Consider the following 13,260-nt stretch of genomic DNA (forward strand, 5'->3'; position numbering starts at 1 on the left):
GGAAGACCGGACACCAGCCAGCCTCAGCGCCGAGGAGCACGTGATGCACCTTCGTACCCGCCCCCGGTCCACCGCTCCGGTACCCGAGCCCCACGCGGGGCCGCCCGGCTCGCGCGTCCTGTCGGTCCACCGGCTGGGTGCGCTGGGCGTGGCCGCCGTCATCCTCGTGTTCGGTCTGCTCGGCTTCGCCGGCGGACTGGCCTTCTTCTCGACCAGCGGGGAGCAGATCCTCGGGATGTCCTCGAACGGACTGCTCTCGACGATCTCCGTGGTGACGGCGGCGGTCCTGGTCGTCGCCGCGCTGCGCGGACCGCGTATCGCGTCCACGGTGATGATCGCGGTGGGCGCCCTGTTCATCCTGTCGGGGCTGGCCAATCTGGCGGTGCTCCGGACCGGCCTCAACGTCCTGGCCTTCGAGATGAGCAACGTCGCCTTCTCCGCCGTGGCCGGTCTCACGCTGCTCCTCCTGGGCGCCTACGGGCGGGTCACCGGCAACCTGCCTCCGGACAGTCCCTACGCGGCGCACCGCGAACCGCCGGCCCCCGAGCCGTCGGAGTTCCCGTCGACCCCCGCCGAGTTCGCCGCCGAGCGGGCGATGCGGGAGGCCGAGATCGCCGTCGTCCAGCACTGGGCGACCGCCGAGCAGCGGCGGCGCGTGGCGGCGATGGCCCGGGTGCACAGCCGGGCGGACCGCCGGCGGGTCTGGATGGAGTTCGACGCGCCGGCCGGCTGAGCGGGTCGGTCGGTCAGCCGGTCAGTCGTCGTCCTCCGGGTCGGGCACCCGCGCGCCGGCGGCGACCTCCCGGCCGGGGTCCACCCGCGCACGTCGGCCGACGAGGGTGATGTCGCCGTCCCCTCCGACGGTGGCGCGCTCGCCGACCTCGACGTCGTCGTCGAGAACCGCCCGCCGCACCGTCGCGCCCGACCGCACGCGCGCGCCGGGCAGGAGCACCGAGTCCACGACGGTCGCCCCCTTCTCGACGACGACGCCGGGCGACAGGACGGACCCGCGCACCTCCCCGGCCACGCGGGTCCCGCCGGAGACCAGGCTGTCCTCGACGACCGCGCCGGCGAGGATCCGTGCAGCGCTGTGCCGGCCACCGCGGGTGCGGAGCTGCCAGGCAGGATCGTCGAGGTCGATCGGCGGATCCTCGGCGAGGAAGTCGCGGTGCGCCTCCCAGTAGGCGGGCACGGTCCCCACGTCGCGCCAGTAGGTCGTCAGCGGGTAGGCGCGGGCCAGGCCGTCACGGGTCTGGGCGGGGAGCAGATGGCTGCCCAGGTCCTCGAGACCGTCCTCGCCGAGGTCCTCCTGCAGGGCGTCGAGCCGGTCGAGCGTCGCCCCGGGCGTGAACACGAAGACCTCGTTGGTGGCGATGACGGTGGCCGGCTCGTCGGGCTTGTAGGCGTAGTCCTCGACCCGGTCACCGGCGCCGAGCCGGACGATGCCGTAACGGGAGGCGTCGTCCTCGTCGACCTCGGTCGTCACCATCGTGACCTCGGCGTCGGAGTCGAGGTGGGACTCGACGACCTCGCGGTAGTCGAGCTTGTAGACGGCGTCCGAGCTCACGACGACCAGCGCGTCGGCGTCGTACTCCCGGATGAGGTCCGCCTGGCGCCACAGCAGGTTCGCCGTCCCGGTGACCCAGCCGCCCCGGTCGGTGCCCTGGAAGGGCGGCAGCATCAACAGGCCGCCCATCGTCCGGTCCAGGTCCCACGGTCGGCCGTTGGCCAGGTGGTCGGCCAGCGACGTCGGGTGGTACTGCACCGAGACCCAGACGTCGGGGATGTCGGAGTGCAGGCAGTTGCTCAGCGGGAAGTCGATCAGCCGGTACACCCCGGCGAACGGGACGGCGGGTTTCGCCCGCTGCTCGGTGAGCAGTTCGAGGCGGCCACCGGCCCCGCCGGCGAGGACGAGCACGAGGATCCGGGGAAGCGCCACGCCTCCGGCGCTACCCCGCCGGCCGGCCCGACACGCGGAACCGTGGAATGGCCGGGGCCCGCCGCGGCTTGGTGCCCGACGTGCCCGCAGGTCGCCTTCCACGAACCGCCGCCTTCTGGTCCGTGGCGGCTGTCCTCGTGCTCATGCTCGCCGCGTCCGGGGTGCCCTCGCCGCTGTACCGCGTGTACCAGGAGCAGTTCGGCTTCAGCTCCGGCGTCCTCACGACGGTCTTCGGCATCTACTCCTTCGCGCTGCTGGCCGCCCTGCTGGTCGTCGGGGGGCTCTCCGACCACGTCGGCCGGCGCCCGGTGCTGGTGGCCGCGTTCCTGCTCGAGGCCGCCGCGATGGCGCTGTTCCTGTTCGCCGACGGCGTCGGCTGGCTGCTCACCGCCCGCGTCGTCCAGGGCCTGGCCACCGGCGCTCTGACCAGCACGCTCGGGGCCGCACTGCTCGACCTGCAGCACCGCGACCGGCCGCTCGGCGCGTTCATCAACAGCGCCTCGCCCGCGCTGGGCCTCTCGATCGGCGCCGTGGGGGCGGGCCTGCTCGTGCAGTTCGTGCCCTCCCCGACCAGCTGGGTGTTCGGCGCGCTGACCGTCGTCTTCCTGCTCGCCGCGGTCGGCACGGCGGCGTTGCCGGAGAGCTCCCCGCGGCTGCCCGGCGCCGTCGCCTCCCTCATCCCCCGGGTGCACGTGCCGCCGGCCCACCGGCGGGCGTTCGTCGTCGCCCTTCCGCTGCTCGTGGCGTGCTGGGCGCTCGGGGGGCTGTACGCCTCACTGGGCCCGTCGCTGGTCGCCGAGGTGTTCGGCATGGACAACCACCTGGTGGGCGGCCTGCTCATCCTCGCGCTCAACGGCACCGGCATCGCCGGCTCGCTGGCCCTGCGGACCTCGCGGCCCGAGCGGGCCCTGCTCGTCGGCGGGCTCCTCTTCACCGTCGGGGTCGTCGGCACGATCGTCGCGCTGGGCACCTCCTCGGCCGCACTGCTCTTCGTCGCCGCGGTCGTGGCGGGCTTCGGCTTCGGCGCCGCCTTCCTGGGCGCCGTCGCCACCATCACCGCCGGTGTGGCACCCGGTCACCGGGCGAGCCTGCTCGCCGCCGTCTTCGTGGTCGGCTACCTGGCCTACAGCCTCCCGGCGATAGCCGCCGGCATCGCGGTGGGCGAGTTCGGGCTGACCCGCACCACCGGGGCCTTCAGCGCCGCCGTCGTGCTGATGTCCCTGCTCGCCGTCGCCGGCCTGCTGCGGGCCCGGCGCTCCGTCGTCGCGGTGGAAGCCCCCCGGCGGGAGGTGCTGGCTCAGCTCCCGGGATAGGGGCTCGCCCGCAGCGCCCGGGCCAGGTGGGCCGCGTTCTCCGCGAGGGTGGACGTCGTCGACGCCACCGCCTCGGGCGTCTCGTCGAGATCCAGGTAGTCGCGGCCACCCATCGCCTCGTCGTTCCAGTAGGTGCCGCCCTGCGCCGGGATCGTGAACCCGATGTCGTTGAGCCCCTGCATGAGGTCCGCGGTGATCTTGTGGGCGCCGTCCTCGTTCCCGACGACGGCGGTGACCGCGACCTTGCCGGTCACCAGCGGACGACCCGAGTCGTCGGTTTCCGACAGCTCGCCGTCCAGCCGCTCCAGCACGCGCTGGGCGACGCTGCTCATGTGGCCCACCCAGGTGGGTGTCGACACGATCAGGATGTCGGCGCCCATCAGCTGCTGCCGGATCGCCGGCCAGGCGTCGCCCTTCCCCATGTCCACCTCGACACCGGGCTTGACGTCGTGGTCGACCACCCGGACGACGTCGCCGGTCACGCCGTGCTTCCCGAGCTCCTCGAGCACCTGGCGGGCCATGAGCTCGCTGCTGGACGGCGCCGGCGACGGCTTGAGGCTGCAGACGAGGGCGAGGGCACGGAGCGATGCGGGTCCGGTCATGCGCGGTCGGATGCCCCACGACCGGTCGGGTTCACACATCTCCCCTGGCCGACCGGACGAACCCCGTCACCCGCTGCCGCAGGGCGGTGGCGCGCTCGGCGACCACCTCGGCCAGGTCCCGGTCCTGCAGCCAGGGCGGCATCTCCGTCCGCACGCGATGCAGCGGCGCCCTGCGGTCGCCGAGTCCATCCCGTCGATGCCGGTGGGCAGCGTCATGCCGGTCGGCTCGCCGCGGGAGCAGTTGACGAACGAGCCGCGGACCTGCTGCTGCGGTCAGTGCACGCACCAGCCGATCGTCCGGTCCAGCGCGTCGAGGACGTCGGCAGGGGTGGTGGCCACGACGGCGGCGCCGGCGGCCGCCAGCTCACCCGGCGGGGCCGGCCCCCAGCCGGCCCCGATGCACGGCAGCCCGTGCGCCGCGGCGCCCAGGACGTCGTGCTCGCGGTCGCCGACCAGCACGGGATCCCGGCCGTCCGGATGGGCGGCGAGCGCCGCGCCCACCACCTGGTCCTTGTGCCGGACGCTGCCGTCGAGGGTCGCCCCGTGCACCGACGCGAACGCCGCGAGCAGGCCGGTGTGCTCGAGCACCCGGACGGCGAAGGGTTCCGGCTTGCTCGTCGCCACGGCGAGCGTCGCGCCGGCGGCGGCGAGGGCGGCCAGCAGCTCGGGGACGCCGTCGTGCACGGTGACGTCGAGCAGCGCCCCGGCGCCGTAGTGGTCCCGGTAGGCCGCGACGGCGCGGGAAACGTCAGGACGGGGCACCCGCAGGACCAGCGCGAAGCCGTCCTGCAGCGGCGGCCCGACCATCGCCCGCAGCTGGGCGGCGTGGGCGCGGGCAGCCCGAGCTCCGCGGCGGCGTGCCGGACCGAGGAGAAGATCCCCGGGGAGGAGTCGACGAGGGTGCCGTCGAGGTCGAAGAGGACCAGCCGGCTCATGCCGGCAGGTCGCCCCCGGGGCCGGCCGCCTCGGCGAGCAGGCGCTCCTTCACGTCGTCGGGCAGCAGGTCGACGTAGACCGTGCCGTCGAGGTGGTCGACCTCGTGCTGCAGGCAGCGGGCGGCCATGCCGGTGGCCTCGATGGTGACCGGTTCACCCTTCACGTCGACCCCGTCGACCCGCGCCCGGAAGGCCCGCGGGAGCTCCGCGTAGGGCCCCGGAACGGACAGGCAGCCCTCCTCGGTGACCTCTTCCGCGGGTTCGTCACCGACCGGCCCGGGGATCGTCAGCGTCGGGTTGATCACGTAGCCGACCACGTCCTCGCCGTCGGCGTCCGGGCAGTCGATGACGAAGATCCGGGCGTCCACGCCGATCTGGTTGGCCGCCAGGCCCACCCCGTCCGCCGCCTCCATGCTGGCGAACATGTCGAGCAGGAGCCGGCGGAGGTGCCCGTCGAACTCGGTCACCGGCGTGCAGGCGCGGTGCAGGACGGGGTCACTGCCGTACGTGACGATCGGCCGGGCGACGCCGTCGTAACGGCCGGGCAGGCGCATGCCGACCGATCCTAGGGACGGCCGGCGGACGCCTGCTTGGCACGATGCGCGCATGGACGCGCCCACCGCCGCCGGGCTGGCGCTCGGGACGGCGGCCGACCTGCTGCTGGCCGATCCGCGCCGCGGCCATCCGGTCGCCGTGTTCGGTGCCGCCGCGGCCGCCCTGGAGCGACGGGTCTGGCGCGACTCGCGCCCCGCCGGCGCCCTCTACGCCGCCGCCCTGACCGCGGCCGCGGCGGGGGCGGGGGTGGCTCTCGACCGCGGGACGCGCGAGCGGCCGGCGGCACGAGCGCTGGTGACCGCGGCGGGCACCTGGGCCGTCCTCGGGGGGACGTCGCTCGGCCGCGCGGCCGCCGTGCTGTCCCGCGCGCTCGGAGCCGGCGATCTCGCCGCCGCGCGGGCCGCCCTGCCCGCGCTCGCCGGCCGCGACCCCCGCCACCTGGACGCCGACGAACTCGCTCGGGCCACGGTCGAGTCGGTGGCCGAGAACACGTCCGACGCCGCCGTGGCGCCGCTGTTCTGGGGCGCCGTCGCCGGCCTCCCCGGCCTGCTCGGCTACCGCGCGGTCAACACCCTCGACGCGATGGTCGGGTACCGCTCGCCGCGGTACGCGCGGTTCGGCTGGGCGGCCGCGCGAGCCGACGACGCCGTGAACTGGCTGCCGGCCCGGTTGACCGCCGTCCTCACGGTCGTCTGCGCGCCCCTCGTCGGTGGCTCGGCAGCCGGGGCCCTGCGCGCGTGGCTGCGGGACGGGGCCGCCCACCCGAGCCCGAACGCGGGCCGGTGCGAAGCCGCCGCGGCGGGCGCGCTCGGCCTGCGGCTCGGCGGCCGCAACGTCTACGGCGGCCGGGTCGAGGAGCGGCCGCAGCTGGGCTCGGGACGCCCCCGGTGCCCGCCGACATCGACGCGGCCGTGCGGCTGTCGCGCGCGGTGTGGCTCGCGGCCGCCCTGGCGGCCGTTCCGGCGACTCTCAGGTGGCCAGGACGGCACGGACGGTGAGGACTCGACCGGAGGCCGGCGGAACCGTCCCGGAACGCCACGATTTCCCGGCTCCCGGAGCGCCCCGGGAGCGAGGGGGCCGTACCGTCCGGGCATCGGAGCGGCCGGCTGCCCGTGGCAGCCGGTAGGCGTGGGCATCGAAACAGCGGGGACTGCGTCTTGCCGGACACCGCCGGTACCTCTCTGACGAGGGGGAAAGACATGTCCTCACCCGCCGTGGCACGTCACCGGACGATGCGCCATCCGAGCTCCGTCGCCACCACCGTCCCGCCCTCGATGCGTCCGGGATCAGTCCCCCCTGCCCCGGTCCTGAGCACGGGCAGGTACCGCTTCGACCGCCGCAGCGACACCTGGTGGTGGTCCCCGGAGATGTTCACGCTGCACGGTCTGCCGCCCGGTTCCCCCCAGCCCGACGCGGAGTCCTGCCTCCGCCACCACCTCGCCGACGACCGCAGCCGGGTGGTCCGCGCCCTCTCCGCCGCATGCAGCTCCGGCCGGGCCTTCGTGCTCGAGAGCCGGATCGTCGGGGCGGACGGCAGCCACCGGACCGTCCTCCTCACCGGTGAGCCGCGCGTCGACCCGGCGACCGGGGCGATGGCCGTCGAGGGCACGTGCATCGACCTCACCGGTTGCCGGGCGCCGGGCTCGGATGCCGAGCGGATCCAGGCGCTGCAGACCGAGGTGCAGCAGCTCAAGGCGGCGATGGCCAGCCGGGCCGCCATCGAGCAGGCCAAAGGCGTCCTCATGCTGCTGACCAACTGCGGGGACGAGGTCGCCTTCCAACTCCTGGCGCACATCTCCAGTCACACCCACCGGAAGGTGCGGGACGTCGCCACGGTGATCACCGAGTCCGCCGCCGGGCGCAGCCGGCTGCCCGACGACGTCCGCGCCATCATCCGCGACGCGTGCCCGCCGTCCCAGCCGCTGAGGTGAGCCGACCCGTCCGGGGCTGACGCGGACCGCCGGGAGGCGGTCCGGGAGAATGTCGGGGCCACGCGCCGACACCCCTCGGGCGTGCACCGACGAGCCCGAGGAGGAACGCGGCCGTGGTCTACCTCGTGTCCCGGTTGATCCTGCGTCCGCTGTTCCTGCTGCTGTTCCGCCCGCACGTGCGGGGCCGCGAGAACGTGCCGGCCAGCGGCCCGTTCATCATCGCCAGCAACCACCTGTCGTTCATCGACAGCATGATCATCCCGCTCATGTCGCCCCGGCGGGTCGGCTACCTGGCCAAGGCCGAGTACTTCACCGGCAGCGGCATCGGCGGGTGGATGACCCGGACCTGGTTCACGGCCCTGGGTGCCCTCCCCGTGGAGCGGGAGACCCACCGGGCCGCACAGGCGGCGCTGGACACCGCGCTCTCCGTGCTGCAGGCAGGCGGCGGATTCGGCCTCTACCCGGAGGGCACGCGCTCGCGCGACGGCCGGCTGGCCCGCGGCAAGACCGGCGTCGCCTGGCTGGCCCTCACCGCCGACTGCCCCGTCGTCCCCGTCGGGGTGATCGGCACCGACCGGATCCAGCCGGTCGGTGCCCGGTGGCCGCGTCCGCGCCGGGCCACCGTGATCTTCGGCGAGCCGCTCACCTTTCCCGAGCACCGCGGGCAGGCCGGCAGCAATCGGGCCCGCCGCGAGGTCACTGACCGGATCATGAACGCGATCGCCGACCTCAGCGGTCAGGAGAAGGCCGGCTGGTGAGCCGCACCGGCGCGCTGCTCGTCGCACCGGACCCCCGACTTCGCCGCGCTGCGCGAGGCGCGGCTGGACCGGCTGGGCGACCTGGTCGCCGAGCACGCCGACACCGACGCGCTGTGGCGGCTCATCGAGGGCGGCGTCCCCGGCGGGCTGCCGCTGCTGCCTCCGGGCGTCGGCTGAACTCGGCCCCGATGGCGGCGTGACCCCATGGCGGCGTGACCCCATGGCGGCGTGACCCCATGGCGGCGCGGCCCCACGGCGGGCACGGGGGACGCGCTGGCCGGGCCACCGTCTACGGTCGGCGCGTGCATACCGAGGTCGTGCCCCAGTCCGCGCCCAGCGACGCGGAGGTGGTGGCCGGCTACCGCACGCCGGGACAGCGGGTGCTGGACAAGGTCATCCACCACCTCGACGACCACTGCACGGCCTTCATCCGGCTCTCCCCGTTCGCGACCCTGGCCACCGCCTCGCCGGACGGCTGGCCCGACGTCTCGCCCCGCGGCGGGGATCCCGGCTTCGTGCACGTCCTGGACGGCAGCCGGCTGGCCATGCCCGACCGGTCCGGCAACAACCGCGTGGACAGCCTCCGCAACCTCGCGGCCAACCCGCGGGCGACGCTGATGTTCTTCGTGCCCGGCATCGACGAGACGCTGCGCGTCTTCGGGACGACCAGGCTCGTGGGACCCGACGCGCTCGGCGTCGACTTCACCGAGTTCGGCCGCCCGCCCCTCTCGGTCATGGTCATGCAGGTCCAGCGGGCCTACTTCCAGTGCTCCAAGGCAGTCATGCGCTCGGGGCTGTGGGACCCCGAGCGGCGGGTCGAGCGGTCGGTGTTCCCGACGCTCTCGGAGGTCCTGCGCGACCACTGCCGGGCCGACGACATCCCGGACTGGGAGATCCTCCGGGAAGGCCTGCGCCAGGAGCTCTGAGAAAGGTCCGTGCGTCCCTTACCGTCCGCGGCATGGCATTCGACGTACAGATCGCGGTCGACTGCGCCGAGCCGCACGTGCTCGCCGACTGGTGGGCCGAGGCGCTGCGCTGGCAGGTCGAGGCGCAGGACGAGGCGTTCATCCGGCGGATGATCGACGCGGGGCACGCGACGGAGGACCAGACCACGCACCACCGCGGCGCCCTCGTCTGGAGGGAGGGCGCGGCCATCACCTCGCCCCACACCGGCCGGCCGCGGGTGCTGTTCCAGCAGGTGCCCGAGCCGAAGACGGTCAAGAACCGGCTGCACTTCGACGTGCGGGTGGGCGAGGACCGGCAGGAGGCCGAGGTCGCACGGCTGAAGGGCCTGGGCGCGACGGAGCTCTGGCGCGGGACGCAGGGCCCGCACTCCTGGGTGACCATGGCCGACCCCGAGGGCAACGAGTTCTGCGTCGCCTGAAGCAGCCGGCCGGCTCAGCCGGCGCGCAAGTCCCGCGCGAGCTTCCGGTCCGCGACGGCCCGCTCGGCGACGACCCGCGCCCGGCTGCGCCGGGGCTTTCGGCCGGTGCCGAGGTAGTAGTGGGCATCCTCCACGAGCTGGAAGGCGGCGAGCACGCTCGCCTGCACTTCCCTGGCTCGCGGAGCAGCCGGCCGGGCCGGTTCGAACGTCGTCATGGGAGACCCCCGTGTCCCGGGTGGCCGCGCCATGACCACCCCGTGGCGACATGGTGCCCCGTTATCGGCCGGCTGAACCCCCTCCGTGACCAATTGGTGCCGATGTGTCACAAGTGACAGTCGAGCCGCGTACGGTGCGCGCGTGAGACCGCCCCGCCGCGTTGTCGCGCTCCTCCGCCGGGTGCTGGGCACCCACCCCGGTGGCGGGCCCACCGCGCGCCCGGACGTCGGGTACGAGCCCCGCGCCGACGGCCGGCCGGATCCGGGTGAGGTCGTGTGGGCGTGGGTGCCCTACGACGAGGGCGACGGCCGGGGCAAGGACCGGCCGGTGCTCGTCATCGGCCGCCGCGGCGATGACCTGCTCGGGCTCATCCTGTCCAGCCAGGACCACGACCGGGACGCCGCCGACGAGGCCCGGCACGGCCGGCAGTGGATGGACATCGGCTCCGGCCCGTGGGACGCCCGTCGGCGGCCCAGCGAGGTGCGGCTCGACCGCCTGCTGGACCTCGACGCGGCGACCGTCCGCCGCGAGGGCGCCGCCCTGGACCGGGAGCGCTTCGACCGGGTGCTCGCCGCCGCACGTCGCGTCCAGGGCTGGTGAGCGTCCAGGGCGGGTGAGCGTCCAGGGCGGGTGAGCGTCGAGGGTGGGTGAGCGTCGAGGGCGGGTGACTAGAAGGGCACCTGCTCGGCGAGCAGCCCGCCGCCCGTCCCCCGCCCGGACAGCACCCGGCAGAACTCCACCGCGTCCAGCTCCAGTTCCTCGTCCGGCTCCGGCCCGGCCGACCAGTCGCCGCCGGCCGGCCCGGTGAGCCGCAGCCGGTAGGGCCGGCCGTGGCGAGACGCCCACTCGGCGACCACGTCGCCGACCAGGACGCCGTCGTGCTCCGCCGTCAGCTCGGGCTCGCGCCCGGTGGCGCGGCTGATGTCGACGCGGTGCATCCAGGTGTCGCGGGTCAGGATCACGTCGAGCAGGTAGCCGAACGTCCAGCGCTCCGGCCGGCCGCCGACCATCTGGTCCTCCGGCACGGTCAGCCGGCGCAGCACCCCGCCGAGCCGCCGACGCCCGCGCACCGCCCGCGGCGCGACGGCGGCGAAGCGATCGATCAGTTCGGCCGTCGTGAGGTCGGCGTTCCGGCGGACCTGCAGCGCGGTGAGGGCGTCGATGCCGCCGCCAGCGCGGGCCGCGGCGGCGTTCTGCGCGAGCGACGCGCGCAGCGTCGCCGCCATCTCGGCCATCCCGAGGACGTGACCGGCCATGGCGCGCACGTCCCAGTCCGGGCAGTCGGTGGGCCGGGCCCAGTCGGCCGGTCCCAGCGACCGCAGCAGCGCACCGAAGCGCGCGTACTCGGTCGCCGCGAGCGTCAGCGCGCGTTCCCGGTCGAGGACCGGGGTGCGGGAGGAGGGACGGAGGGTCGTACCGGCGGCCATGGCGGCACCTCTCTCAGCGGGGCGGGTCGGTTCGGGGCCCGGCATGGTGGGCCAGCCACATGGCCACCACGTCGGGCAGGGTCGAGGTGAAGGCGCCGGTCTCGAACGGCTCGCCGGGAGCGTTGGCCAGCTGCTGGGTGACGACGCCGCTGATGACGGCCGTCTGCGTGCGGTAGACGAGGTCGAGGTCCACGTCGGGCGGGAACAGGCCCGCGTCACGCAGGCGCGCGAGGAAGGCTCGGCTCCTCCGCTCGAGGTCGACGGCCGGTGCGTACGCACTCTCCGACGGGGTGAAGCCGGGCACGGGCCGCCAGAACATCAACGGCGCGTAGGCCGGGTGCTCGACGGCCCAGCGCACGAACACCGTTTCGAGGGCGAGCAGGTCGGCGACCAGGTCCTCGCCGTCCAGGTCGGCCTCGGCGGCGACCATGGTGTCGAGCAGAGCGCGCCAGCCACGCTCGAAGAGTGCGTCGTAGAGGGCGTGCTTGCCGTCGAAGTAGACGTACAGGGACGGCGGCCGGATACCCATCCGGCGGGCCACCTCGCCCAGGGTCAGGCCGGCGACGCCGTGATCGGCCATGACCGCGACGGCCACGTCGAGCACCTGCTCGATGGACTCCTGCCGGCGACGCTGCCGTCGGTCGAGGGACGTCGCGCCGGCCATGTCCGACAGCGTCCTCCTAACACCGTTAGGAAGTCAATACGTTCGTAGGCACATGGTCACGCCGACTCGTCTCGAGCCGGGCGGCGCACCGGTGGCCGCAGGTTGTACACGCCGAGGCCGTCGCTGAGCGGCTCCAGGTCGTAGCGGTGGACCACCTTGGGTCCGTCGTGCAGGTGGACGTGCGTCACCGTCGGCAGCGGTTCCCCGTGCCGTGCCGCGCGGATCTCCACCCGCCCGTCGAGGGGGCCGCCGACGAACAGCAGCACCGCGTCGTCCGCGCCCTCGTCGGTCCCGGCTGCGACGTCCTCGGTCAGCGTTCCGCCCTTCCCTCGCTCGGCGAGCGCCGACGTTCCGGTCGGAGCCCGGTGAGCCAGGGTAGGCGCGTTCGACGCCGGAGGTCAGCCGCCGGCGGAACGCCGCAGCCATCGGGCGACCAGGGGTGCGGTCAGGAGCATCACGAACAGCCGCAGCACCTGGACGGCGAGGACGAACGTCACGTCGGCGCCGATGTCCCCCGCCGTGGCGAGCACCGCGTAGAGACCACCCGGTGTCGTGGCGAGGTACCCGTCCAGCGCACTCGCGCCCGTAGCTGCCGAGAGCGCCGCGCCCAGGCCGACGCACCCGACGATGAGGCCGGTGATCACCGCGAGCGCCAGGGGCAGCGCACGCCCGACCGTCCGGAGGCTGTCCAGGGTGAAGCTGACCCCCACCTGCAGCCCGATGACGAGGAAGGCGGCCGCCTCCACCGGAGCGGGCACGTCGGCGCCGCGGCCCAGCCCCGTCACGTCGACGACGGCGGCCGCGAGCAGCGGGCCCAGCAGGGCGGGCACCGGCATCCGGACCAGCCGGCCCGCGACCAGGCCGGCGACCGAGCAGCCGACCGTGAGGAGCAGCCCGGCCGGCCAGCCGGGTTCGTCGTCCACGACGGCCGGACCGCCCTGCCCCGGGGAGGCACCGAACGCGACGGTGGCGATCACCGGCATGAGGACGACGATCAGCAGCACCCGCAGGAACTGCAGGACGGCCACCATCCGGGCGTCGGCACCGAGCTCGCGCGCCATGACGACGATGCCGGAGGCGCCGCCGGCGATCATCGCGAAGGCGCCGGTCACCGGCGAGATGCCCGGCTGCAGGCGGAGCAGCAGACCGCCGCCCAGGCTCAGCGCCAGGGTCGCCACGGTCACGAGCAGCACGGGCACCCAGTTCGCGGCGACCGCGCGGAGCGTCGCCACGTCGATCAGCGCGCCGGCCGACACCCCGATCACGGCCTGCGCGGCGGTCGACGCCCGGGCCGGCACGGTCACGCCACCGCGGACGGCGAGGGCGCGGAGAAGGCCCGCCGCCAGCGCGCCGAACAGCACGGGCGAGGGCACACCGGCGGCGGCGAACACGGCGCCGACCGCGAGCGCGGCGGCGACGACGGCGGCCAGGTCGAGCCAGGCCGGCCATCTCGCCACGGCGGGGAGTCTGTCAGCCGCCGGTGATCGGCCTGAACTCGGCGACGTGCGCGTCGAAGGCGGCCCGCCCGGCCGCCGT

At 74.8% G+C, this 13,260-nt stretch carries 18 protein-coding genes and 1 pseudogene; 8 read left to right on the top strand and 11 right to left on the bottom strand.

Annotated features, from left to right (window positions below):
• Positions 1 to 43 precede the first annotated feature (43 nt).
• A complete protein-coding gene (locus tag MVA48_RS13585; RefSeq protein ID WP_246981127.1) occupies positions 44 to 733 on the top strand; it encodes a DUF4383 domain-containing protein in 690 nt (229 codons plus the stop codon).
• 21 nt (positions 734 to 754) lie between these two features.
• On the opposite strand, the gene MVA48_RS13590 is transcribed toward MVA48_RS13585, so the two are convergent.
• Positions 755 to 1,939 (bottom strand): glucose-1-phosphate adenylyltransferase family protein, encoded by a 1,185-nt coding sequence (locus MVA48_RS13590; protein ID WP_246981129.1) that lies wholly within the window; start codon positions 1,937 to 1,939, stop codon positions 755 to 757.
• 122 nt (positions 1,940 to 2,061) lie between these two features.
• On the opposite strand from MVA48_RS13590, the gene MVA48_RS13595 reads away from it, so the two are divergent.
• Positions 2,062 to 3,252 carry an MFS transporter gene (locus MVA48_RS13595; protein ID WP_246981131.1) on the top strand — a complete coding sequence of 397 codons (1,191 nt, stop codon included), beginning with the start codon at positions 2,062 to 2,064 and terminating at the stop codon, positions 3,250 to 3,252.
• Here MVA48_RS13595 and MVA48_RS13600 read toward each other — a convergent pair.
• The 5 genes and pseudogenes from MVA48_RS13600 to def all read right to left on the bottom strand — a co-directional run bounded on the left by MVA48_RS13600 (position 3,237) and on the right by def (position 5,343).
• Positions 3,237 to 3,854: a flavodoxin family protein gene (locus MVA48_RS13600; RefSeq protein WP_246981133.1), complete on the bottom strand. Its 618-nt coding sequence runs from the start codon at positions 3,852 to 3,854 to the stop codon at positions 3,237 to 3,239. The two genes, MVA48_RS13595 and MVA48_RS13600, sit on opposite strands and share 16 nt — an antisense overlap.
• A 31-nt stretch (positions 3,855 to 3,885) precedes the next feature.
• Positions 3,886 to 4,008, bottom strand: a complete 123-nt coding sequence (locus MVA48_RS23510; RefSeq protein ID WP_256461072.1) for a hypothetical protein — start codon at positions 4,006 to 4,008, stop codon at positions 3,886 to 3,888.
• 119 nt (positions 4,009 to 4,127) lie between these two features.
• Positions 4,128 to 4,313: an HAD hydrolase-like protein gene (locus MVA48_RS24225; RefSeq protein ID WP_371821246.1), complete on the bottom strand. Its 186-nt coding sequence runs from the start codon at positions 4,311 to 4,313 to the stop codon at positions 4,128 to 4,130.
• A pseudogene (locus MVA48_RS24230) lies at positions 4,308 to 4,789 on the bottom strand (HAD hydrolase-like protein); the annotation flags it as partial. The gene MVA48_RS24225 and the pseudogene MVA48_RS24230, both read right to left, overlap by 6 nt.
• Complete coding sequence (gene def / locus MVA48_RS13610) at positions 4,786 to 5,343, bottom strand: peptide deformylase (protein ID WP_246981137.1); 558 nt, start codon at positions 5,341 to 5,343, stop codon at positions 4,786 to 4,788. The gene def and the pseudogene MVA48_RS24230, both read right to left, overlap by 4 nt.
• A 52-nt stretch (positions 5,344 to 5,395) precedes the next feature.
• Here def and MVA48_RS13615 point away from each other — a divergent pair, with 52 nt between their 5' ends.
• The 5 genes from MVA48_RS13615 to MVA48_RS13635 all read left to right on the top strand — a co-directional run bounded on the left by MVA48_RS13615 (position 5,396) and on the right by MVA48_RS13635 (position 9,417).
• Complete coding sequence (locus tag MVA48_RS13615; RefSeq protein WP_246981139.1) at positions 5,396 to 6,529, top strand: cobalamin biosynthesis protein; 1,134 nt, start codon at positions 5,396 to 5,398, stop codon at positions 6,527 to 6,529.
• 89 nt (positions 6,530 to 6,618) lie between these two features.
• Positions 6,619 to 7,275: a PAS and ANTAR domain-containing protein gene (locus MVA48_RS13620; RefSeq protein ID WP_246981141.1), complete on the top strand. Its 657-nt coding sequence runs from the start codon at positions 6,619 to 6,621 to the stop codon at positions 7,273 to 7,275.
• A 113-nt stretch (positions 7,276 to 7,388) separates the two neighbouring features.
• Positions 7,389 to 8,033, top strand: a complete 645-nt coding sequence (locus MVA48_RS13625; RefSeq protein WP_246981142.1) for a lysophospholipid acyltransferase family protein — start codon at positions 7,389 to 7,391, stop codon at positions 8,031 to 8,033.
• A 302-nt stretch (positions 8,034 to 8,335) separates the two neighbouring features.
• Positions 8,336 to 8,959: an MSMEG_1061 family FMN-dependent PPOX-type flavoprotein gene (locus MVA48_RS13630; protein ID WP_246981143.1), complete on the top strand. Its 624-nt coding sequence runs from the start codon at positions 8,336 to 8,338 to the stop codon at positions 8,957 to 8,959.
• Between the two features lie 32 nt (positions 8,960 to 8,991).
• A complete protein-coding gene (locus MVA48_RS13635; RefSeq protein WP_246981144.1) occupies positions 8,992 to 9,417 on the top strand; it encodes a VOC family protein in 426 nt (141 codons plus the stop codon).
• A 14-nt stretch (positions 9,418 to 9,431) separates the two neighbouring features.
• Here the strand turns inward: MVA48_RS13635 and MVA48_RS13640 are convergent, their stop codons facing one another.
• Complete coding sequence (locus MVA48_RS13640) at positions 9,432 to 9,632, bottom strand: hypothetical protein (RefSeq protein ID WP_246981145.1); 201 nt, start codon at positions 9,630 to 9,632, stop codon at positions 9,432 to 9,434.
• A 142-nt stretch (positions 9,633 to 9,774) separates the two neighbouring features.
• Between MVA48_RS13640 and MVA48_RS13645 the strand changes: the two genes are divergently transcribed.
• Positions 9,775 to 10,233, top strand: coding sequence for a type II toxin-antitoxin system PemK/MazF family toxin (locus tag MVA48_RS13645; RefSeq protein ID WP_246981146.1), 459 nt, complete (start codon positions 9,775 to 9,777; stop codon positions 10,231 to 10,233).
• A 68-nt stretch (positions 10,234 to 10,301) separates the two neighbouring features.
• Here the strand turns inward: MVA48_RS13645 and MVA48_RS13650 are convergent, their stop codons facing one another.
• The 4 genes from MVA48_RS13650 to MVA48_RS13665 form a co-directional block, all read right to left on the bottom strand.
• Positions 10,302 to 11,060, bottom strand: a complete 759-nt coding sequence (locus MVA48_RS13650; protein ID WP_246981147.1) for a maleylpyruvate isomerase family mycothiol-dependent enzyme — start codon at positions 11,058 to 11,060, stop codon at positions 10,302 to 10,304.
• Positions 11,061 to 11,073: 13 nt separating this feature from the next.
• Positions 11,074 to 11,724, bottom strand: a complete 651-nt coding sequence (locus tag MVA48_RS13655) for a TetR/AcrR family transcriptional regulator (protein ID WP_246981149.1) — start codon at positions 11,722 to 11,724, stop codon at positions 11,074 to 11,076.
• 56 nt (positions 11,725 to 11,780) lie between these two features.
• Positions 11,781 to 11,990, bottom strand: a complete 210-nt coding sequence (locus MVA48_RS13660) for a hypothetical protein (protein WP_246981151.1) — start codon at positions 11,988 to 11,990, stop codon at positions 11,781 to 11,783.
• 132 nt (positions 11,991 to 12,122) lie between these two features.
• Positions 12,123 to 13,181: an AbrB family transcriptional regulator gene (locus MVA48_RS13665; protein ID WP_246981153.1), complete on the bottom strand. Its 1,059-nt coding sequence runs from the start codon at positions 13,179 to 13,181 to the stop codon at positions 12,123 to 12,125.
• Positions 13,182 to 13,260 lie beyond the last annotated feature (79 nt).

This window comes from Blastococcus sp. PRF04-17 (assembly GCF_023016265.1).
In the GTDB taxonomy this organism is placed as follows: Bacteria; Actinomycetota; Actinomycetes; order Mycobacteriales; family Geodermatophilaceae; genus Blastococcus_B.

What these genes read in the sequence shown, in the direction of transcription:
- MVA48_RS13655 (WP_246981149.1), bottom strand. Translation starts at nt 11,724, where the DNA reads ATGGCCGGCGCGACGTCCCTCGACCGACGGCAGCGTCGCCGGCAGGAG.
- MVA48_RS13615 (WP_246981139.1), top strand. Translation starts at nt 5,396, where the DNA reads ATGGACGCGCCCACCGCCGCCGGGCTGGCGCTCGGGACGGCGGCCGAC.
- MVA48_RS13620 (WP_246981141.1), top strand. Translation starts at nt 6,619, where the DNA reads ATGCGTCCGGGATCAGTCCCCCCTGCCCCGGTCCTGAGCACGGGCAGG.
- def (WP_246981137.1), bottom strand. Translation starts at nt 5,343, where the DNA reads ATGCGCCTGCCCGGCCGTTACGACGGCGTCGCCCGGCCGATCGTCACG.
- MVA48_RS13600 (WP_246981133.1), bottom strand. Translation starts at nt 3,854, where the DNA reads ATGACCGGACCCGCATCGCTCCGTGCCCTCGCCCTCGTCTGCAGCCTC.
- MVA48_RS13635 (WP_246981144.1), top strand. Translation starts at nt 8,992, where the DNA reads ATGGCATTCGACGTACAGATCGCGGTCGACTGCGCCGAGCCGCACGTG.
- MVA48_RS13640 (WP_246981145.1), bottom strand. Translation starts at nt 9,632, where the DNA reads ATGACGACGTTCGAACCGGCCCGGCCGGCTGCTCCGCGAGCCAGGGAA.
- MVA48_RS13650 (WP_246981147.1), bottom strand. Translation starts at nt 11,060, where the DNA reads ATGGCCGCCGGTACGACCCTCCGTCCCTCCTCCCGCACCCCGGTCCTC.
- MVA48_RS13585 (WP_246981127.1), top strand. Translation starts at nt 44, where the DNA reads ATGCACCTTCGTACCCGCCCCCGGTCCACCGCTCCGGTACCCGAGCCC.